Below are 19,287 nucleotides of genomic sequence, written 5' to 3'. Positions count from 1 at the left end.
TGGCCGCCGCGATCTGGCACAACCACGCCATCAGCGCCCCAACAAGCCGATCACTAACCGCCTACGACCACTGACGTTAGGAATCACTCGTCTAGGGGGTGGAAACCGGGTCCCCGAAGGTGGCGACGGGGGTGTGGTTCGAATTGTGAAATACCGGTAGTCTGCGCTCGGCCATGCGTGATGAGGGAGGTGGCCCGGTGGATAGACGCGCCTTTTTCAAGGCGGCCGGTGCGGCGGCAGTATTCGGTGTCGTGGGTTCGGCGTACGGTGCTCGCCCTGCTGCGGCGGATCCGGTCTGGGACTCGTTGTTCCGCGGCTGGGTTCCGGAAATCTTTGCCCCCCTTGCCGATCCACCCGAGCATTCACCCGCGATCGTGATCGGTTCCGGCTTCGGCGCCGCGGTCACCGCGTTGCGGCTGGCGCAGGCCGGGGTCGCCAATACCGTGCTCGAGCGTGGTTCGCGCTGGCCCAACGATCCGTGGCGGGAAGTCTTCACCGGTGACGACCTGCCGGACGGTCGCGGCTTCTGGCACCGCACCAGCTTCACCGGCGTCACCAAGGTGCCGTTGCACTTCGCGAGTTTCGGTGGCGTGCTCGACTGCACCACCTATCCCGGGATCGATGTGTGGCGGGCTGCCGCGGTGGGCGGCGGCTCGGTGATCTTCACCGGCGCCATGGTGGCGCCGGAGCGCCGGTTCTTCGACCACGTCTTCGGCGGCGTCGTCGACTACGGCGAGCTCGACCGCGTCTACTACCCGCGGGTGCGGGAGATGCTGCGGCTCAATCCGATTCCGCAGGACCTGTACCGCGCGGCGCCCTTCACACATTCCCGCGCCTGGGACGATCAGGTGCGCAAGGCGGGCTACCAACCGCTGGCCAATGATTCGATCTTCAACTGGGACATCCTGCGCGCGGAAATAGCGGGCACCAGCCGCCCGTCCGCCACCGTGGCACGCAGCAATCTCGGCAATTCCAACGGCGCGAAGTTCGATCTGAACCAGAACTATCTGCGATACGCCCAGGAGACCGGGCGGTCGGCGATCTTCCCCGGCCACCGGGTCGACAGCATCGCCCAGCAGGCGGGCGGACGCTTCGTGGTGACGGTGACCAAGCTGATGCCCACCGGCCAGTCGCTCGGCACCCGCACCCTCACCTGCGACCGGCTCTTCCTCGGCGCGGGTTCGATCGGCACCTCCGAACTGCTGGTTCGCGCCCAGGCGACCGGCACGCTGCCGAATCTCAACGAGCACATCGGCGACGGCTGGGGCACCAACGGCGACGTCGTGCTGGCCCGCGGCGCGAGCGCGGTCGGCGGTTTCGGCCAGGGTGTGCCCAGCGCCAGCCGGATCTTCGACGAGACGACCGTGCCGGTCACCTTGGAGAACTGGTACATCCCCGGCATCCCCTTCGAAACCGGCGCACTCGCCTCACTCGGTATGGTGCTCGACCCCACCCGCACCCGATTCGGTTACGACCGCGCGACCAACGCGGTCGGCCTGTCCTGGTCGACGCGGAACCGCGACGAGACGACGGCGGCGGCCCGCGCGGTCGACCGTCGCGTCGCCGAACGTGCGGACGCCCTCGTCGAATACGGCGCCCTCGGCTACGACGCCAACGCGCTGTTCACCGCGCATCCGCTGGGCGGTGCGGTGCTCGGCCGGGCCACCGACGGCTACGGCCGGGTGCACGGACATCCGGGGCTGTACGTGATGGACGGCGCCGCCATTCCCGGCAGCACCGGCACCGTCAATCCGTCGCTCACCATCACCGCGCTGGCCGAGCGCAATATCGAGGCCATCATCCGCGCGGGTCGCTGACGCCGGGTCGAGCCGACGGCGGTCGCGCGCGGTTCACCGACCGGCGCGCATGCGGTGTGCGAACGCCGGACCACGCCGCGGAAACGGATTACTCTCGGCGAGACCGTTCGGCGTTGAAGGGATCCTCCTGTGGCAGCTGCGACCACCCGTAAACCGCCTGCGCTCTGGACCGATCTGGTGATGCTGGCGCTGGCCGTGGTTTCGGTGGTGCTGGTCGTGTGGATCACCTTCTTCCCGGTCACCGACCAGACCTACCGGATAGTCGTGATCCTCGACTACTCCATATGCGCGATATTCGCGGCGGAGTTCCTGTGGCGCTGGCGCCGGGCGAGCTGGTCGTGGACCTTCCCGTTCATCTACTGGTACGAAGTGCTCGGCATGATCCCGGTGACCAGCCCCTTCTTCCGTGGTTTCCGGCTGCTGCGGATCGTGGTCATCGCGGTCCGGCTCGGACGGGTCGCCGATCGCGCCTTCGGCGACCGGGTGACCGCCGCGGTGGTGAACCGGTTCGTCAAGACCATCGTCGACGTGATCAGGCGGCCGATGACGATCGCCGTACTCGACGAGGTGGCGCATGTGCTGCGCACCGGTCACTACACCCGCAATATCGCCGCCGCGCTGGAGGAGAACCGGGTGGATCTGGACGAGATGATCCTGGAGATGATCAAGAACGATCCGGCGGCGGGCAAGGTCCGCTACATCCCGTTCCACGACGACATCATCCGGCTGATCGCCGACACCAGCTTCCGGATCGTGCTCCAGGTGCTGGCCGATCCGCGCACCGACGAATTGGTCTCGGACATGATCCGGGAGAACGTGGATCAGATCCGGGAGGCGGTGGGTAACGGGGTGCGGGTCGCGCCGTCGGCCTACGGCCCGACCCCGCACGAGCACCGGGTCCGGCACCTGCTCACCAAACCCCCGAGCGGCACCTGACTCAGTGCACGCTGTGCCGGATCTCCTCGCGCGGCTGCGCGTATCGGGTCGTCTCCCAGACGATCATCGCCGCGAGTACGGCGCACAGTAGGGTGAGCGCGGCCAGTGCGGGAAGCGCGCAGGCGAGCGGGATGAGGGCGAGCAGCGCCACCGCGGCGACGACGCGCGGCACCGTGATATTCCCGGTCGCATAGTGTTTGAAGCCGACGAGGGCGATCAGGTACAGCACGACGCCGCCGTAGAGCGCGAACAGCGGGATCCCGTACAGCGCGTCGCTCAGTGTGTGGTGCGAGGCGTCGCCGACGTAGTAGAGCACCTTCTTCATTCCGAGCGAGAGCCCGATGATGCCGACGATCATCGGAAAATGCCAGTAGGTGTAGCAGTTTCGGGCGATCTTGATCTGCCGCTCGCCGCTCGCCTGCTCGAGTTCGTGCTCCACCGACAATGCGGCGACATCGAAGTACGCCCACCACAGCAGGCCGGAGACCGCGAGTCCGAGCAGCGAGCCGACCGCGATCGGCCAGGAGATGGGCAGTCCGGCCACCCCGATGCCGATCGACACGATCGATTCGCCCAGCGCCACGATGATGATCAGTCCGTACCGTTCGGCGAAGTGGCTGACCGAGTTCACCCGCCAGTCCTCGCCCGAGAACATGGTCCACAGCATGTCGCCCGCGATGGCGGCGATCCACAGCGCGATCTGCGCGGTGCCTTCGGTCGTCGCGGCGATCACCAGCAGGGTGGTGCCGATGGCGACCGAGCCGAGGCCCCATTTGGTCACCTGGCTTTGCAGCTGCCGATCCTCGGAAGTGGCGATGATGAAGACACCGAGATGGATCAGGCGCACCACCATATAGGCGATCGCGAATACCAGCGGACCGAACCAGCCGCCGGGCATATCGCGGAACGCCTCGGGGATGGTCAGCGCCGCGATCAGCCCGCCGCCCATCGCGGCGAACATCGCCAGTCGGGTGAGGCCTTCGTCGACCTTGATCACATTGCCCAGCCAGGAGTACGCGATCCAGACCCACCACATGACAGCGAGCACCAGCAGGGCGCGCACCATGTTCTCGGCGGTGGTCTCTCCCGCCGCCAGGGCGGTGACCATGGTGAACGCGAAGACGAGAACGAGGTCGAAGAACAGCTCGAGCTGGGTTACCGAGCCGTCCTCGGTCTGCGGCTGGAACCGAACTCTCTTGCTACCGATCATGGTGCACATCGTCGCACCCATATGCGGTGCGACGGGACCTGCTTATTCCCAGGGCGAAATTTCGCCCTGCGTTCGGCGCGGGGTCGTCGGCGGCCGGTCAGAGGACCTGATAATCGCGCGATTCCGGCGGGTAAGTCTCCGCGAATTCGATGAAGTTCTGCACCACGGTCTCGTGCCAGCGCTGCACGGTCCGCTTCATCAGCAGGCCCGGCAGCGGGATCCGCGAATGCAGTTCCGCGTGGTACCAGACCTGGGTTTCGTCGGCGTCCTCGGAGACCTCGAACCAACCGCCGCCCCCGATGCCCCGCGAGCTGTCGACGACCTGCCAGGACGAGCGCCTCGCGGTCCATTCGTATTCCAGGACCTGCAGATCCGTGCTGCCGAGGACGTCCGCGGTGACATAGACCCGGCGCGGTCTGCCGTGTTCGTCGCGGGTCGCGACGCGGGCATCCTGGTACATCGCCCATTCGGGGAGCATTTCGATGGCCGAGAGGGCCTCGAATATCTGCGCCGGGGTGGCGTCCACGGCAAAGTGGATATCGGTTTTCGTACGCATGCCATACCTCCACCCCCCGGCGGATCAACTCGGCCGATTCTGCCCAGCCGCCTTCTGATCCGTCAACCGTGTGATTCGGTTCGGATATAGCGTTACCCACGGGTAATAGGGTGGAGAGGTTCGCGGCGAGGTCCTCGGAGCCCACGCCGCTGGATATTGTGGGGCTCAGTCCGCGCTGGCCGGTTCGACGATCGCGTCAGGGCCGGGATACACCAGCGACTCGTGCCCATCATCGAATCGCACCATGTAGGGCGGAGATCCGTCCGTACCGCGGACCTCGATGATCTCGCCCTGGCGATCGCTCTGCCCCACCACGTGGCCGTGCACGTGCAGTCGGTCTCCGACATTCGCCATCATTGCCCCATTATCGACCGTGAGTGATGGGCGTCACAAGGGATTCAGTGGAGTGTGATCCAGGTCCGTCTCACGCGTCGTCGTCGACCAGCCGGTTCACTGCCGCTTCGATCAGCTCAATGCTCTGTTCTTCGGTGAAGATGCCGGGCAGCGTCAGGCGGTCCACGATCAGCCAATTCAGGGCCAGGTAGAGCAACCGCACTGACGTCTCGTCCCCGGGCATCCCGGATTCCACGTGGTTGCGCACGTTGAATTCGAGATCGGCCCGCACCCGCTCGGTCAGTACGGCGCGCAATTCCGGGCGCCGGGTCGCTTCCAGCCGGAGTTCGAGCAGGGCCAGGTAGCCGGTGCGGAACGCCTCGATCCGCCCGACCACCTCTTTCATCAGCTCGACGATATTGGCGCGGTCCTTCGGGCCGTCGGTCAGCTGGGCCATGGTCTCCGGGCTCGGCTGTAGCCGTTCGTAGAACCGCGCACCCGCCTGGGTCAGCAGATCGTCGCGGTTGGCGAAGTAGTTCGACGCCGTACCCGAGGGCACGGCGGCCTCCTTATCCACCGCCCGGAAGGTCAGTCCGCGCGCTCCCTCCCTGGCCAGCACCTCGATCGCACCGTCGATCAGGGCCTGTCGACGTTCCGGGTTGGTCCGCACTTGACACCACTCCATTCGTAGTACTACATTTCAAATCACTACAGACAGAGTACAGCAGGTTGGGTGGTACTGGAATGCGAAAGCTTGTCTACTACGTCGCGGTCTCGCTCGACGGTTACATCGCGGGTCCGGGCGGTGAATACGACTTCTATCCGGTCGATGCCCAGATGATGGACTCGATCAACACCGAATACCCGGAGTTCGTCCCGACCCACCTGCGTTCGCAAGTGGGCATGTCGCTCGACGAGCCGAACAGGCATTGCGACACGGTGATCTGCGGCCGCGGCACCTACGAACCCGCGTACTCGGCCGGGGTGACCAGCCCGTGGGCGCATATGAAGCAGTACGTCGTATCGAGCTCGCTCGGCGCCGTCGACGATCCCGCCGTCGAGGTGGTCGAGAGCGATCCGGTCGGTCTCGTGCAACGGCTGAAGAAGGAAGAGGGCCTCGATATCTGGCTCTGCGGTGGCGGCAAACTGGCCGCGCAGCTGCTCGATGAGCTCGACGAGATGATCGTCAAGAGCTACCCGGTGGTGGCGGGCGGCGGTATCCCCGCGTTCTCCGGCGAGTTCCGGCCGACGCTGTTCACCCCGACCGCGCGCCGCGAATTCGGCAACGGTGCGCAGGTCACCTGGTTCCGCCGGAACTGACAGCCACCGGCATCACCAACGAAAGCAGGTTCACCATGCGAAAACTCGTCTACTTCGTCGGAATGTCCCTCGACGGCTACATCGCGGGCCCGGGTGGGGAGGTCGATTTCTACCCCGTACCGGACGATATGTGGGATTGGATGCGCACGGACTACCCGGAAACGCTGCCCACCCACGTGCGTCCGCACATCGGTCTGGATGTGGACGCTCCGAACCGGCGGTTCGACACCCTGGTGATGGGGCGCGGCACCTACGAACCCGCGCTGGCCGTCGATGTGACCAGCCCGTACGCCCATCTGCGGCAGTACATCGTGTCCAGCACGCTCGGCCCCATCGATGACCCGGCCGTCGAGGTGGTCGAGCACGATCCGGTCGGCCTGGTGCAAGGGCTGAAGAAGGAAGAGGGCCTCGATATCTGGCTCTGTGGCGGCGGCAAGCTCGCGGCCGCGCTGTTCGATGAGATCGATGAGCTCGTCATCAAGAGCTACCCCGTCGTCGCGGGTACCGGAATCCCGGGCTTCACCGGCGAGTTCCGGCCGACGCTGTTCACCCCGACCGCGCGCCGCGAATTCAGCAGCGGGGCGCAGACGACCTGGTTCACCAGGGCCTGATCAGTTCACGTCGCGCAGGAACGACAGTCGAACCTGTCGCACGGGATTGTCGATATTCAGGTCGACCAGCGCGATCGACTGCCAGGTGCCGAGGGTGAGCGCGCCGTCGAGCACCGCGACAGTGGCGTAGGGCGGGATCAGCGCGGGCATCACATGCGAGCGCCCGTGCCCGCGCGATCCGTGCGCGTGTTGCCAGCGGTCGTCGGCGGGCAGGAGATCGCGCAGCGCGGCGAGTAGATCGTCATCGCTGCCCGCCCCGAGTTCGATGATGGCGATGCCGGCGGTGGCGTGCGGCACGAAGATGTGCAGCAGGCCGTCACCGCCGGCATCGCGCGCGAACCGCGCGCACTGCGGGGTGAGGTCGTATACGACCTCGCTTCGTCCCGTGGTCACCTCGATCACCGTGCTCTTCATGGGTCTCATCGTCCTCCCGGAGCACTGTCCGCGCCCAGGTGGCGCCGGACCACCGATGCGCTGGGTGGCGGCGATCACGGTGGAATGGGAGTGTTTCCGAATGCCGGATACCGCGGGTCACCGGTAACCGTTGGGGCCGAATTCAATTCGGACGCGACCGCGACGGTGCTCACACCCGAGGAGGTAGGAACAAATCTGCTGGACCTCGGCCGGTAGTCTGGAGAGCTGTTAGCAGCTGATTGTCGATCTTGGAGGACCCTGTCGTGGCTCTCGTTGTTCAGAAGTACGGAGGATCCTCGGTCGCTACCGCCGAGCGTATCCGGCGCGTCGCTGAACGGATCGTCGAAACGAAGAAGCAAGGCCACGACGTGGTGGTCGTCTGCTCGGCGATGGGTGACACCACCGACGAACTGCTGGATCTGGCCCAGCAGGTGGCGCCCGCCCCGCCCGCCCGCGAGATGGACATGCTGCTCACCTCGGGTGAGCGCATCTCCAACGCGTTGGTCGCGATGGCCATCCACTCGCTCGGTGCGGAGGCCCGCTCGTTCACCGGTTCGCAGGCCGGCGTCATCACCACCGGTGCGCACGGCAACGCGAAGATCATCGACGTCACCCCCAGTCGACTGCGCTCCGCGCTCGACGAGGGCCTGGTGGTGCTGGTCGCCGGCTTCCAGGGCGTCAGCCAGGACAGCAAGGACGTCACCACGCTGGGGCGCGGCGGCTCCGACACCACCGCGGTCGCGCTGGCCGCGGCGCTCGAGGCCGACGTCTGCGAGATCTACACCGACGTGGACGGCGTCTTCACCGCCGACCCGCGGATCGTGCCGGATGCCCAGCGCCTCGACCAGGTCTCCTACGAGGAGATGCTGGAACTGGCGGCCTGCGGCGCGAAGGTGCTGATGCTGCGCTGCGTCGAGTACGCCCGCCGCTACAACGTGCCCGTGCATGTGCGCTCGTCCTACACCGACAAGCAGGGCACCTACGTTTACGGATCGATGGAGGACATCCCCTTGGAGCAAGCAATCCTCACTGGCGTCGCGCACGACCGCAGCGAGGCCAAGGTGACCGTGGTCGGACTACCGGACGAGCCGGGCTACGCCGCCAAGGTGTTCCGTGCCGTCGCCGACGCGGAGATCAATATCGATATGGTCCTGCAGAACATCTCGAAGATCGATACCGGCAAGACCGATATCACCTTCACCCTGCCCAAGACCGACGGTGCCCGCGCCGTCGAAATGCTCACCAAGCGCCAAGAGGACATCGGCTTCTCCCAGGTGCTCTACGACGACCACATCGGCAAGGTGTCGCTGGTCGGCGCGGGCATGAAGAGCCACCCTGGCGTCACCGCCAAATTCTGTGAGGCGCTGGCCCACGCGGGTGTCAATATCGACCTCATCTCCACCTCCGAGATCCGGATCTCGGTGCTGGTCAAGGACACCGAGCTGGACGAGGCGGTGAAGGTGCTGCACAAGGCCTTCGATCTCGGCGGCGACGAGGTCGCCGTGGTGCACGCGGGAACGGGGCGCTAACCAATGGGTATTCGCGTAGGCGTTGTCGGCGCGACCGGTCAGGTCGGCGCCGTGATGCGGAAACTGCTGGAAGAGCGCAACTTCCCGGCCGACGAGGTGCGGTTCTTCGCGTCCTCGCGTTCCGCCGGTAAGACGCTGCCCTGGCGCGGCGGCGAGATCGTGGTCGAGGACACCGAGACCGCCGATCCGTCCGGCCTGGATATCGCGCTGTTCTCGGCCGGCGCCACCATGTCCCGCGTGCAGGCCCCGCGCTTCGCCGCGGCCGGTGTCACGGTGATCGATAACTCCTCGGCCTGGCGTAAGGACCCGGAGGTCCCGCTGGTGGTCAGCGAGGTGAACCCGGAGCAGACCCGGAATCTGGTCAAGGGCATCATCGCCAACCCGAACTGCACCACCATGGCGGCCATGCCGGTACTCAAGCCGCTACACGACGAGGCGGGCCTGCGACGCCTGATCGTGTCGAGCTACCAGGCGGTGTCGGGCAGCGGCCTGGCCGGTGTCGAAGAGCTCGCCACCCAGGTGCGCGCCGTCATCGACGATGCCGAGAAGCTGGTGCACGACGGCGGTGCGGTGCAGTTCCCGGCGCCGAACAAGTACGTCGCGCCGATCGCCTTCGATGTGATCCCGCTGGCGGGCGCGCTGGTCGAGGACGGCAGCTTCGAGACCGACGAGGATCAGAAGCTGCGCAACGAGAGCCGCAAGATCCTCGGTCTGCCCGAGCTTCTGGTGAGCGGCACCTGCGTGCGTGTCCCGGTCTTCACCGGCCACTCGCTGTCCATCAACGCCGAATTCGCCGACCCGCTCTCCGTGGAGCGCGCCAAGGAACTGCTGGCGAACGCCCCCGGCGTCAAACTGGTCGACGTCCCCACGCCGCTCCAGGCCGCGGGCATCGACGAATCCCTCGTCGGCCGCATCCGGCAGGATCCGGGCGCCCCCGAGGGCCGCGGCCTCGCCCTGTTCATCTCCGGCGACAATCTCCGCAAGGGCGCCGCCCTCAACACCATCCAGATCGCCGAGGTCCTCCTCAGCGACCGCTGATCAGTCCCACAATGGGCCGGGCACACGCACCATGTGCCCGGCCCATCGTCGTATGCACCCGGCTTTCGCGATTCGCCTCAGCCAGAGCACATTCGCAGGGCTTCGGATGTTCATTTTGTCCGTCCGTTCATTTCTGTTGAACGCGGCGACGAAATGAACGTCGCGTGCGGGCCGAGCTCGACATCGGCCATCTGACAGCCGCCTGATTCAGCGGATACCCGGTGTGCGTGGATCGGGACCGAGGCAGACCACGATCACGCAGCCGGGTGGCGTATCCGCGAATGGCGGGGCCAACGGGTAGTTCAGGCAGGCGAAGACGTTGCAGCCCGGGTACGCGTACGGCCCGACGCCGAATACGGCCAGTATGAAATTGGCGTCGACGAACCGGCTCGGGTCCAGTCGCAGCGGCGGCTCCACGTACGGTCCCGGATCCGGAATCGGATTGTCCTGGAATGCGTCGAAGAGCCTGCGGAAGAATTCGTGCGGTAGTTCCTCGGTGTTCTGCACGATCCCCGAGACGCCCTGGCTGCTGACATTGCCGAAGGCCCCGGTCCACATCACCGTCAGATCCAGGCTGGGGATGATGAAAACGTTCTGCATCCCGAGCCCCGCCATCGAATAGACGTCGTCGGGCAGGAATTCGGGTGTCTCCGCGCAGCCGGGCCCGAGCCAGAAGAGATACCCGTAGCAGCTGTTCGCGGGGGAGGGCCGACGGGCCTTTCGCAGATACTCGGTGGACACGAGTTGCCGTGCGCCCCAGCTTCCGTCGTTGCTCACCAGCAGGCCGAGCTTCGCGAAATCATTGGGCGGGATCATCAGGTGCGCGTAGCCGTAGGTGTTTCCGGCGCGGTCGCGGGCCCAGTAGTAGTCGTCGCGCTCGATGCCGAGCGGATCGAAGAGCTCGCGCTGCGCGAACTGCTGTAGCGGTTCGCCGATGGCCAATTCGAGGACGTAGGCGAGCAGGTCGACATTGCGTTGGCTGTAGCTGAAGACCGTGCCCGGCGGATTGTCCAGCGGCACCCCCAGCGCCTGCACCGCGCTATTGGGATCGAGGGGGATAACCGCGGTGATGCCCTCGGTGAGCACACCGACCTTCATACCGGAGGTCTCGGTGAGCAGGTTCTCCACCGTGATCGATCGGTGCAGTTCGTCGCCGAGTCCGGGCGGCAGATACCGGTCGATCGGTGCGGCGAGGTCGAGCAGGCCGCGGTCCCAGGCCATTCCGGCCAGCACCGAGACGACGCTCTTGGTAGCGCTCCAGATATTCCACGCGACATTGCCGGTCTGGTCGTTGGTGGGCCCCGAGCCGACGAGGCAGTTGTGCCGGAATACCTGCACATTCAACCGATTTCGCTCGCTCGCGAACTGTAGTGCCGCGGCCAGCCGTTCGGAATCGAATCCGACCTGTTCCGGCGCGGCCTGTTCGAGCTCTCGCCCGGACTGCACCTCGCATCGCACTTCGCCCGCATCGGTCGTCGCCCGCGCGACCCCGGCGAACACACACCCCGCCACCAGCGATACCGCCGCGATTCCGGCCAGGAATCCAGAGAAACGCCCCATGGGCAGAAAGGCTAGCGCGCCGGGGGACGCCATACTGGTTGACAGGCTGGACGTTTCCCGCCTGATCGGGGGACTGCCGACCCGCGCGGCGTGCGATGCCACCACGCGGTCCGGCTCAGCCTCGACGACGCCCGGCGGCCCGTACCGCGTACCAGCCGACGCCGACAGCGAGCACCGCCAGTCCGGCCAGCACCGATCCGATGGGCAACGCGAATCCGACGATGACGCAGCCCGCCGCGCCGACGATCGGGATCCAGCGGGCGGCCCGGTCCTCCAGCGCGCTGAGCGTGCCCGCCGAGACATTGGCGATCAGGTAGTAGACCAGCACCGTGAAGGAGGAAAAGCCGATGGCCGCACGCAGATCGAAGGTGGCGGCGACGACCGCGACCACCGCCCCGACCGCGAGCTCGGCCCGGTGCGGTACCCCGAATCGCGGGTGTACCGCGGTCAGCGCGCCCGGCAGGTAATGATCACGCGCCATGGCCAACGTGGTGCGCGATACCCCCAGGATCAGCCCGAGCAGCGATCCGGCGGCCGCGAGCACCGCGCCCGCGCGCACCACCGGTGCCAATCCCGGTGCGCCCGCGGCCGATACGACCCGGGCCAGCGGGTCGGTCGCCTGCGCCAGCCCGGCCGATCCCAGCACCGCCAGTGCCGCGGTGGCCACCAATGCGTACACCGCGAGGGCCAGCGCCAGCGCGATCATGATGGCACGCGGAATGGTGCGGCGCGGGTCGCGAACCTCCTCGCCGAGGGTGGCGATGCGCGCGTATCCCGCGAACGCGAAGAACAGCAGCCCGGCCGCCTCCAGCACGTCGCGCGGTCCGATCGAATCCGGCAGTGTCGTTGCCGCCGAATGGTTTCCGAACAGTCCCACGGCGACCACCACGGCCAGCACCATCACCACCGTCGCCACGATCACCCGCGTGGCCAGCGCCGATTTCTGCACCCCCGCGTAATTGATCGCGGTGATCGTGAGGACGGCGGCGACCGCCACCGCCCGGGAATGCTCCGGCCACGCGTAGCTGCCGACGGTCAATGCCATGGCCGCGCACGAGGCCGTCTTCCCCGCCACGAACCCCCACCCGGCCAGATATCCCCAGAACGGTCCGAGCCGTTCCCTCCCGTACACATAGGTGCCGCCCGAAACCGGATACAACGCCGCCAGCCGCGCCGAGGAGGTCGCATTGCAATAGGCGAGCAGCGCGGCGATCGCCAAGGCCGCCAACAGCCACGGTCCGGCCGCGGCCGCGGCGGGTGCGAGTGCCGCGAAGATCCCCGCGCCGACCATCGACCCGAGCCCGATCACCACCGAATCGCCCAGTCCGAGTCGCCGCTGCAAGGCACCGCCGTGTGGAGTCACCACCGCATCCTCGGGGACGTCGTCCGAAACCGCGAGTCGGCCCGCGCGACCTTCGCCCACATTTCCGAACGAGGCGGGGCGTCATCGATATCGTCCGGCGGTGGTCGTGACGAGCGGCGACCGGCGCGGAAACCGAAAGCGCCGCCAGGTGGTGACCTGGCGGCGCTGAGTCGCCGGACGCCACGCCAACGTCACGACTCGAAGTCGACGTCCCACAAGCGCCTCTCGGCGAGTGGTCGCTCGAAGCGACAAAAGGGGTGAGGCCCGGGGCTGTCCGGACGCCGACAGAGGGCTACAACCGGCGTCCGTCCGGAACTATTCCGCCGCCCGTGCCGTGAGCTGCGTCACTCACGGTGCTCGAACCGTAAACGCTTACGATCGACGGGTATTCGTGTTCGAACGGGGGATGTCATGACCGATGATCCGGTGTTGGCCGAAATGCTCGCGGCGCTGGAGCGCAGTCCGGATGTGCTCGCTTTGCGGGTGCGGGTCATCGAGTTGTTCGCCGAGCGCGGCCACTACGCCGAGGCGTTGGCCCAGTGTGGCGCGGCGCTGACCCAGGACCCGGGGAACCTCCGGGCGCTGGAGCTGCTCCAGCAGTGCACGACGGCCCTCGCGGGCGGCGCCGCACCCGGTCCGATCACCCCGGCGGCTCCCGCCCCCGCACCGGTCAGTGGATACGACTGGGCCGCGGCCGAGGATCAGGTCTCCGACATCATCGCCCCGGCCTTCATCGACGCGGGCCCGAGTGAGTACGCCTCGGAACGCGACACCGGGCTCCTCGAGAAGCCGAAGCTCACACTCGCCGATGTCGGCGGTATGGAGGAAGTCAAGCGCCGACTCGAACTCGCCCTGCTCGGTCCGCTGCGTAATCCGGCGCTGGCCAAGGCATTCGGCACGTCGGCGCGCGGCGGTCTGCTGCTCTACGGCCCGCCGGGCTGCGGTAAGACCTTCATTGCCGCCGCGGTCGCGGGCGAATTGGGCGCGAACTTCTATCCCATCGAGATCGCCGACATCCTCGATATCTACACCGGGGCCAGCGAACGCAACCTGCACAGCGTCTTCGAGGTGGCCCGGCGCAACGCCCCATGTGTGCTGTTCCTGGACGAGGTCGACGCGCTCGGGCACAAGCGCAGTCAAATGTCCGGCTCGGCCACCATGCGGACGGTGGTGAATCAGCTGCTGAACGAGATGGATTCGGCCACCAAAGGCAATGACGGTGTCTACATCCTCGGCGCCACCAATCACCCGTGGGATATCGATACCGCGCTGCGCCGCCCCGGCCGTTTCGATCGGATGATCCTGGTGGCGCTGCCGGATTCCGACGCGCGCAAGGCGATCCTGCACTACCACCTGCGGGACCGTCCGGTGGCGGGCATTGATCTGCGCGGGATCGTCAAACGCACCGAGGGCTTTTCGGGCGCCGATCTGGCGCATGTCTGCACTTCCGCGACCCAGCTGGCCATGGCCGAATCCCTGCGCACCGGCACGGTCCGCCCGGTCACCATGGCGGATGTGGAGGCCGCATTGTCGCAGATCAAGCCCAGCGCGGGTGCCTGGTTCGAATCCGCCCGCAACGTAGTGGAATTCGCGAACGGCGACGGCAGCTACGACGAACTCGCGCTGTACATGAAGCGCAGGAAACCGCGCTGAACTCCGCGGCGGCGCCGATCGGTCGCACGCCCGCGCACCCTCGTGAGTGACGTAGGTCACTCAGCTTCTTTTGCCGAATCCTCAGATTTCTTTTCTTGACTAATTCCAGAAAAGCGGGAACTATCGGCTTCATGCACACCAACGGCGACCCACGAGAGTGGCTGCGAGCGGCTGGCCTGCGGGTCACCGGGCCGCGGGTCGCGGTGCTGGAGGTGGTCGCGGCCCGACCGCATTCGGACGCCGATCGGGTGGCTGCCCTGGTCCGGGAGGTCCTGGGATCGGTGTCCACACAGGCCGTCTACGACGTACTGCGCGCCTGTGTGAACGCCGGAATCCTGCGGCGCATCGAACCGGCCGGTTCGCCGGCGCTGTACGAGGCCCGGATCGGTGACAACCACCACCACCTGGTGTGCCGAAGCTGCGACACGGTTGTCGACGTGGACTGTGTCGTGGGCAGTGCCCCGTGCCTGGAGCCGGGGAACGACCACGGGTTCACGATCGACGAGGCCGAGGTCGTTTTCTGGGGGCTGTGCCCGGCGTGCCGCTCGCACGAGCGGTCCGCCATCGAGGCGTAATCGCCTCGATCCACACGACGGCCCGGACCGGCCTATCTCCGGGACGTCGCACATCAGCGAAGGAGGCTTTCGATATGACCAAGCCGACAACCACGAACGCCGGTACGCCGGTCGAGAGCGACAACGAGTCGCTCACCGCGGGCGCGCAGGGTCCGATCCTGCTGCACGACCACTACCTGATCGAAAAGCTCGCCCAGTTCAACCGCGAGCGGGTACCGGAGCGGATCGTGCACGCCAAGGGAGCGGGCGCATACGGTGAGCTGGTTGTGACCAACGACGTCAGCAAGTACACCAAGGCCAAGCTCTTCCAGCCCGGTGCGCGCACCGAGTCGCTGGTCCGGTTCTCCACTGTCGCGGGTGAGCAGGGCAGCCCGGACACCTGGCGGGATCCGCGCGGCTTCGCGGTCAAGTTCTATACCGAGGACGGCAACTACGACCTCGTCGGCAACAACACCCCGATCTTCTTCATCAAGGATCCGATAAAGTTCCCGGACTTCATCCGTTCGCAGAAGCGCTTGCCCGGCAACGGACTTCGCGATCACACCATGCAGTGGGACTTCTGGACCCTACGTCCGGAGACCGCGCACCAGGTGATCTGGCTGATGGGTGACCGCGGCATCCCGAAGACCTACCGTCACATGAACGGTTACGGTTCGCATACCTATCAGTGGATCAATGCCGCCGGTGCGCGCTTCTGGGTGAAGTACCACTTCAAGACCGATCAGGGCAACGAATACCTGACCCAGGCCGACGCCGATCGCATCGCGGGCGAGAACGCCGACTACCACCGCAAGGATCTGTGGGAGGCGATCGAGCGCGGCGAATACCCGAGCTGGACGCTGCACGTACAGGTCATGCCGGTCGCGGAGGCCGAGGGCTATCGGTTCAACCCGTTCGACCTGACCAAGGTGTGGTCGCATAAGGACTACCCGCTGATCGAGGTCGGCACGTGGACCCTGAACCGCAATCCCGGCAACTACTTCGTCGATATCGAGCAGGCCGCCTTCGAGCCGTCGAATGTCGTTCCCGGCATCGGTTTTTCGCCGGACAAGATGTTGCTCGGCCGCGTCTTCGCCTATGCCGACGCGCATCGCTACCGTATCGGCACCAACTACGCGCAGCTGCCGCCGAACCGGGCCAGGGCCGCGGAGGTGAACTCCTACTCCAAGGAGGGCGCGATGCGGTACCACTACAACGACGCGAATATGCCGGTGTACGCGCCGAATTCGTTCGGCGGTCCGCATGCCGACCCCGATCGGGCTCCCGACGGCGGCGTGTGGGAATTCGATCCGACCATCGTGCGCGCGGGATATATCGAGCATGCCGAGGACGGTGACTTCACCCAGGCGGGCACCCTGGTGCGCGAGGTTCTCGACGACGGCCAGCGGGAGCGCTTGGTGAACAATATCGTCGGTCACGTGCTCGGCGGCGTTCGGGAGCCGGTTCTGTCCCGGGTCTTCGACTACTGGAAGAACGTCGACCCGGATCTCGGCAAGCGGGTCGAGGAGGGTGTTCGCGCCGGGCTCGACGGTGGTGCTGCCGAGCCGCCCGCGCAGGGCTGATATCCGAAGGCGCGCAAGCGCTTCCGATATCGGGGAGGTGTGTCCGGCCGGGCGCGCCTCCCCGCGTCGTCAATTGTGTTTGCTTCGGCCGTATTCCAGGCCATCGAGGATCAGACCGACCTCGTGGGTGAAGGATTCGTCGCGCGTGCGCAACATCGTGGCCGGGTCGGCTGTGTAGCGACGGTGCAGGCGGGGATGCGGGCGGGCGGCGGCCTCGGCGGTAGGCCATATCCGGGCATACCATTCCTGTTCGGTCAGGCCACTGCGGCGGATCAGCGTTATCGACGCCGCCTCGCTCGTCGCGATGCCGACGACATAGGAAAAGATCAGATTCATGGCGTGGTCGGTCTCGTCCATGCTGAATCCGGCCTCCTCCAGTACGGCGAAGAATGCCTCGGTGCCGCGCATCATATTGGGGCCGAGATAGAGGGTGCCGACCTCGCCGAAAACCGATGCGAGCCAGGGGTGGCGCAGGATCAGCGCGCGCAGTTGCCCGGCGAAGTCGAGGATGGCCGCGCGCCAGCCGCGCGGATCGTCCGGGTCGGGCGCGCGGAGTTCGCCGAAGACCTCGTCGGCGACCAATTCGATCAGTTCTTCCTTATTCGCCACGTGGGTGTACAGCGAGGTGGCGCCCGCGTTCAGCCGCGCGCCGAGCTTGCGCATGCTCAGATTCTCCGCGCCCTCGTCGGCCAGTAGTTCGATGGCCGCGGCCACGATCTGTTCCCGGCTGAGCGCGGGCTGATCGCGCCTGCGTCGCTGTGGGCGGGTCCACACCGATCGGAGCTGTTCCGTCATCTCACTCCTCCTTTGTTCGGTTACCAGGGTAATCCACGGTCGCACGCCGTTCGGGATTCAATACACCGTTCGATGTTGCGCACACTGTTCCGAAACAGTACGGTGTTCGACATACCGCACGGTGTGCGGACCGAGCTTTCGAAGGAGTACCCGATGGAGAAAACCGACTCGGCGGACGCGATGGCGACGCCCATCCGAAATCCGCGCCGGTGGCTGATCCTGGTCGTGCTGTGCCTCAGCACGCTGGTTCTGGTGATCGACAATATGGTGCTCAATGTGGCCATCCCGCAGATCGCCACCGATCTGGGGGCCAACGCCCAGGACATCCAGTGGATCATCGACTCCTACATCCTGGTTTTCGCCGGGCTGCTGCTGACCTCGGGCAGCCTCTCCGACCGCTACGGACGCCGATCGGTGATGATCGTGGGCCTGGTCTTCTTCGGTGCGGCCTCGGTGCTCGCGGCCTTCGCGACCACCCCGGAACTGTTGATCGCGGGCCGGGTGGTGATGGGTATCGGCGGCGCGCTCATCATGCCGAGCACGTTGTCGATCCTGATCACGGTCTTCGACGAGCAGGAACGACCCAAGGCGATCGCGGCGTGGAGTGCGGTCGCGGTGGTCGGCATGGTCGGCGGTCCGGTCGTGGGCGGTCTGCTGCTCGATCACTTCTGGTGGGGTTCGGTCTTCATCCTGAACCTGCCGATCGTGGTGCTCGCGATCCTCGCCGCCGTAACCCTCATGCCCGAATCGAAGGGTCCGTGGCGTAAGCCGGATCTGCCCGGCATGTTGCTCTCGGTCGTCGGCATGACCGCGCTGGTCTGGACCATCATCGAGATCCCGGCCGCCGGCTTCACCGCCCCCGGCACCCTCACCGCACTCGCTCTCGCGGTTATCGCACTGGCGGGCTTCGTGATTCGTGAACTGAGCACCGAGGATCCGATGGTTCCGCTGGAACTGTTCCGCAACCGGGTCTTCACCGGCTCCAGCTTCTCGCTGGTGCTGCTGACCTTCGCGAATGGCGGCCTGCTGCTGGCGTTCACCCAGTACCTCCAGTTCGTGCTCGGCTACACGCCGACAAAGACCGCCCTCGCCCTCGTCCCGATGGCCGTCGCGGTGTTGGCGTTCAACGGAATCGGCGCCTCGCTGGCGGGTAAGGCGGGTAACCGCGCGATCACCGCCGTCGGCCTGGCGGTCACCGCCGCCGGGTTCGGGGTGCTGGCAATGCTCGAGGTCGACGGCGGTTTCTGGCTGCCCGCGCTGGCGCTGGCGCTGATGGGCAGTGGTTTCGGGCTCGCCATGCCCGCCGCGATCGGCGCGCTGATGGGCGCGGTGCCGGAGCAGCACGCGGGTGTCGGGTCCGCGCTCAACGACACCATCCAGCAGGCGGGCGGCGCGCTCGGCGTCGCGGTACTCGGTTCGATCCTGTCCAGCGGCTACACCGACGCGATGCCGGAGTCGGCGCCGAATGCGAGCCGCGAATCGATCGCGGGCGCACTCGCGGGCGGGGACGGCGTGCTGGCCGAGGTGGCCAAGGCGGCCTTCACCTCGGCGATGTCCACCACCTTCGTGGTCTCCGCGGGTGCGGTGCTGGCCGCGGCCGCGCTGTCACTGGTGCTCATGCGCGAACCGCGCGCGCAACAGCCGGTCGCCGAACCGGAGATCGCCACCGCCGAGTTCTGATGAGCGGGTGATCGAAAATTGGTGCGCCCCTGAGTGATATCGCCCCCGGTCACAAGGCCGGGGGCGTTGTCATCGATGCGAACCGGAGTAAAGCCGCGCGCCCGCGACGCCAATGGCGAGCGCCGTCGCGCGGCCGGATTTCGATTTCGTCCTAGAGCAGGCCAAACCAGTACAGCAGGGTGGCCATGATCCAGACCAGCACGGTGTCCATCGTCGCTCCGATCTTCTGTTCGCACCACTTCCATCATCCCGCGATCCGCGCCCCGGCGCGACAATTTCTTCTGTACCAGCCACTTCGGGCTTCCAAGGTCTTTTTAAGGGCGCACCAAGCCCGC

General features: G+C 66.5%; 18 protein-coding genes. 10 read left to right on the top strand and 8 right to left on the bottom strand.

The genetic code is table 11. The features are described 5' to 3' along the window. Positions 1-197 precede the first annotated feature (197 nt). Positions 198-1,817 carry a GMC oxidoreductase gene (locus AB0H61_RS38085; protein WP_357313582.1) on the top strand — a complete coding sequence of 540 codons (1,620 nt, stop codon included), beginning with the start codon at positions 198-200 and terminating at the stop codon, positions 1,815-1,817. A 129-nt stretch (positions 1,818-1,946) separates the two neighbouring features. Continuing rightward, positions 1,947-2,753 carry an ion transporter gene (locus AB0H61_RS38080; RefSeq protein ID WP_357313580.1) on the top strand — a complete coding sequence of 269 codons (807 nt, stop codon included), beginning with the start codon at positions 1,947-1,949 and terminating at the stop codon, positions 2,751-2,753. Position 2,754: 1 nt separating this feature from the next. Here the strand turns inward: AB0H61_RS38080 and AB0H61_RS38075 are convergent, their stop codons facing one another. The 4 genes from AB0H61_RS38075 to AB0H61_RS38060 all read right to left on the bottom strand — a co-directional run bounded on the left by AB0H61_RS38075 (position 2,755) and on the right by AB0H61_RS38060 (position 5,537). Beyond that, entirely contained in the window at positions 2,755-3,963 is a 1,209-nt protein-coding gene (locus tag AB0H61_RS38075; protein ID WP_357313578.1) for a low temperature requirement protein A, read from the bottom strand. Positions 3,964-4,060: 97 nt separating this feature from the next. Further along, positions 4,061-4,519: an SRPBCC family protein gene (locus AB0H61_RS38070; protein WP_357313577.1), complete on the bottom strand. Its 459-nt coding sequence runs from the start codon at positions 4,517-4,519 to the stop codon at positions 4,061-4,063. A gap of 165 nt (positions 4,520-4,684) precedes the next feature. After that, positions 4,685-4,876 carry a DUF1918 domain-containing protein gene (locus tag AB0H61_RS38065; protein ID WP_357313575.1) on the bottom strand — a complete coding sequence of 64 codons (192 nt, stop codon included), beginning with the start codon at positions 4,874-4,876 and terminating at the stop codon, positions 4,685-4,687. Positions 4,877-4,943: 67 nt separating this feature from the next. Then, on the bottom strand, positions 4,944-5,537 hold the full coding sequence (locus tag AB0H61_RS38060; protein WP_357313573.1) for a TetR family transcriptional regulator: 594 nt from the start codon (positions 5,535-5,537) through the stop codon (positions 4,944-4,946). Between the two features lie 59 nt (positions 5,538-5,596). Between AB0H61_RS38060 and AB0H61_RS38055 the strand changes: the two genes are divergently transcribed. Together AB0H61_RS38055 and AB0H61_RS38050 are read left to right on the top strand one after the other, a co-directional pair. Further along, the gene (locus tag AB0H61_RS38055) at positions 5,597-6,172 is read left to right on the top strand and encodes a dihydrofolate reductase family protein (RefSeq protein WP_357313572.1); all 576 of its coding nucleotides are present in this window, start codon (positions 5,597-5,599) and stop codon (positions 6,170-6,172) included. Between the two features lie 35 nt (positions 6,173-6,207). Next, on the top strand, positions 6,208-6,783 hold the full coding sequence (locus AB0H61_RS38050; protein WP_357313570.1) for a dihydrofolate reductase family protein: 576 nt from the start codon (positions 6,208-6,210) through the stop codon (positions 6,781-6,783). Here the strand turns inward: AB0H61_RS38050 and AB0H61_RS38045 are convergent, their stop codons facing one another. Next, positions 6,784-7,197: a YjbQ family protein gene (locus tag AB0H61_RS38045; RefSeq protein WP_357313568.1), complete on the bottom strand. Its 414-nt coding sequence runs from the start codon at positions 7,195-7,197 to the stop codon at positions 6,784-6,786. Between the two features lie 263 nt (positions 7,198-7,460). Between AB0H61_RS38045 and AB0H61_RS38040 the strand changes: the two genes are divergently transcribed. Both AB0H61_RS38040 and AB0H61_RS38035 read left to right on the top strand, forming a co-directional pair. Then, positions 7,461-8,726, top strand: a complete 1,266-nt coding sequence (locus AB0H61_RS38040) for an aspartate kinase (protein ID WP_357313566.1) — start codon at positions 7,461-7,463, stop codon at positions 8,724-8,726. Between the two features lie 3 nt (positions 8,727-8,729). After that, positions 8,730-9,764 (top strand): aspartate-semialdehyde dehydrogenase, encoded by a 1,035-nt coding sequence (locus AB0H61_RS38035; protein ID WP_357313564.1) that lies wholly within the window; start codon positions 8,730-8,732, stop codon positions 9,762-9,764. Between the two features lie 207 nt (positions 9,765-9,971). On the opposite strand, the gene AB0H61_RS38030 is transcribed toward AB0H61_RS38035, so the two are convergent. Continuing rightward, a complete protein-coding gene (locus tag AB0H61_RS38030; RefSeq protein WP_357313562.1) occupies positions 9,972-11,324 on the bottom strand; it encodes a serine hydrolase in 1,353 nt (450 codons plus the stop codon). 115 nt (positions 11,325-11,439) lie between these two features. After that, positions 11,440-12,690, bottom strand: coding sequence for an APC family permease (locus tag AB0H61_RS38025; RefSeq protein ID WP_357313588.1), 1,251 nt, complete (start codon positions 12,688-12,690; stop codon positions 11,440-11,442). 408 nt (positions 12,691-13,098) lie between these two features. Between AB0H61_RS38025 and AB0H61_RS38020 the strand changes: the two genes are divergently transcribed. From AB0H61_RS38020 to AB0H61_RS38010, 3 genes are all read left to right on the top strand, one after another. Further along, the gene (locus tag AB0H61_RS38020; protein ID WP_357313560.1) at positions 13,099-14,340 is read left to right on the top strand and encodes an ATP-binding protein; all 1,242 of its coding nucleotides are present in this window, start codon (positions 13,099-13,101) and stop codon (positions 14,338-14,340) included. 131 nt (positions 14,341-14,471) lie between these two features. Then, the gene (locus AB0H61_RS38015) at positions 14,472-14,915 is read left to right on the top strand and encodes a Fur family transcriptional regulator (RefSeq protein ID WP_357313558.1); all 444 of its coding nucleotides are present in this window, start codon (positions 14,472-14,474) and stop codon (positions 14,913-14,915) included. A gap of 74 nt (positions 14,916-14,989) precedes the next feature. Further along, positions 14,990-16,477, top strand: a complete 1,488-nt coding sequence (locus tag AB0H61_RS38010) for a catalase (protein ID WP_357313556.1) — start codon at positions 14,990-14,992, stop codon at positions 16,475-16,477. A gap of 69 nt (positions 16,478-16,546) precedes the next feature. Here the strand turns inward: AB0H61_RS38010 and AB0H61_RS38005 are convergent, their stop codons facing one another. Next, complete coding sequence (locus tag AB0H61_RS38005) at positions 16,547-17,272, bottom strand: TetR/AcrR family transcriptional regulator (protein ID WP_357313554.1); 726 nt, start codon at positions 17,270-17,272, stop codon at positions 16,547-16,549. 153 nt (positions 17,273-17,425) lie between these two features. Here AB0H61_RS38005 and AB0H61_RS38000 point away from each other — a divergent pair, with 153 nt between their 5' ends. Beyond that, entirely contained in the window at positions 17,426-18,952 is a 1,527-nt protein-coding gene (locus AB0H61_RS38000; protein WP_357313553.1) for an MFS transporter, read from the top strand. The last annotated feature ends 335 nt before the right edge of the window (positions 18,953-19,287 follow it).

Source organism: Nocardia sp. NPDC050710 (assembly GCF_040654375.1).
Classification (GTDB): Bacteria; Actinomycetota; Actinomycetes; order Mycobacteriales; family Mycobacteriaceae; genus Nocardia.
Note: the sequence above shows the minus strand (reverse complement) of the source record. Positions and strands in the feature narration are given on the sequence as shown.

What these genes read in the sequence shown, in the direction of transcription:
- AB0H61_RS38075 (WP_357313578.1), bottom strand. Translation starts at nt 3,963, where the DNA reads ATGATCGGTAGCAAGAGAGTTCGGTTCCAGCCGCAGACCGAGGACGGC.
- AB0H61_RS38070 (WP_357313577.1), bottom strand. Translation starts at nt 4,519, where the DNA reads ATGCGTACGAAAACCGATATCCACTTTGCCGTGGACGCCACCCCGGCG.
- AB0H61_RS38065 (WP_357313575.1), bottom strand. Translation starts at nt 4,876, where the DNA reads ATGATGGCGAATGTCGGAGACCGACTGCACGTGCACGGCCACGTGGTG.
- AB0H61_RS38060 (WP_357313573.1), bottom strand. Translation starts at nt 5,537, where the DNA reads ATGGAGTGGTGTCAAGTGCGGACCAACCCGGAACGTCGACAGGCCCTG.
- AB0H61_RS38055 (WP_357313572.1), top strand. Translation starts at nt 5,597, where the DNA reads ATGCGAAAGCTTGTCTACTACGTCGCGGTCTCGCTCGACGGTTACATC.
- AB0H61_RS38050 (WP_357313570.1), top strand. Translation starts at nt 6,208, where the DNA reads ATGCGAAAACTCGTCTACTTCGTCGGAATGTCCCTCGACGGCTACATC.
- AB0H61_RS38045 (WP_357313568.1), bottom strand. Translation starts at nt 7,197, where the DNA reads ATGAAGAGCACGGTGATCGAGGTGACCACGGGACGAAGCGAGGTCGTA.
- AB0H61_RS38035 (WP_357313564.1), top strand. Translation starts at nt 8,730, where the DNA reads ATGGGTATTCGCGTAGGCGTTGTCGGCGCGACCGGTCAGGTCGGCGCC.
- AB0H61_RS38030 (WP_357313562.1), bottom strand. Translation starts at nt 11,324, where the DNA reads ATGGGGCGTTTCTCTGGATTCCTGGCCGGAATCGCGGCGGTATCGCTG.
- AB0H61_RS38020 (WP_357313560.1), top strand. Translation starts at nt 13,099, where the DNA reads ATGACCGATGATCCGGTGTTGGCCGAAATGCTCGCGGCGCTGGAGCGC.
- AB0H61_RS38015 (WP_357313558.1), top strand. Translation starts at nt 14,472, where the DNA reads ATGCACACCAACGGCGACCCACGAGAGTGGCTGCGAGCGGCTGGCCTG.
- AB0H61_RS38010 (WP_357313556.1), top strand. Translation starts at nt 14,990, where the DNA reads ATGACCAAGCCGACAACCACGAACGCCGGTACGCCGGTCGAGAGCGAC.
- AB0H61_RS38005 (WP_357313554.1), bottom strand. Translation starts at nt 17,272, where the DNA reads ATGACGGAACAGCTCCGATCGGTGTGGACCCGCCCACAGCGACGCAGG.
- AB0H61_RS38000 (WP_357313553.1), top strand. Translation starts at nt 17,426, where the DNA reads ATGGAGAAAACCGACTCGGCGGACGCGATGGCGACGCCCATCCGAAAT.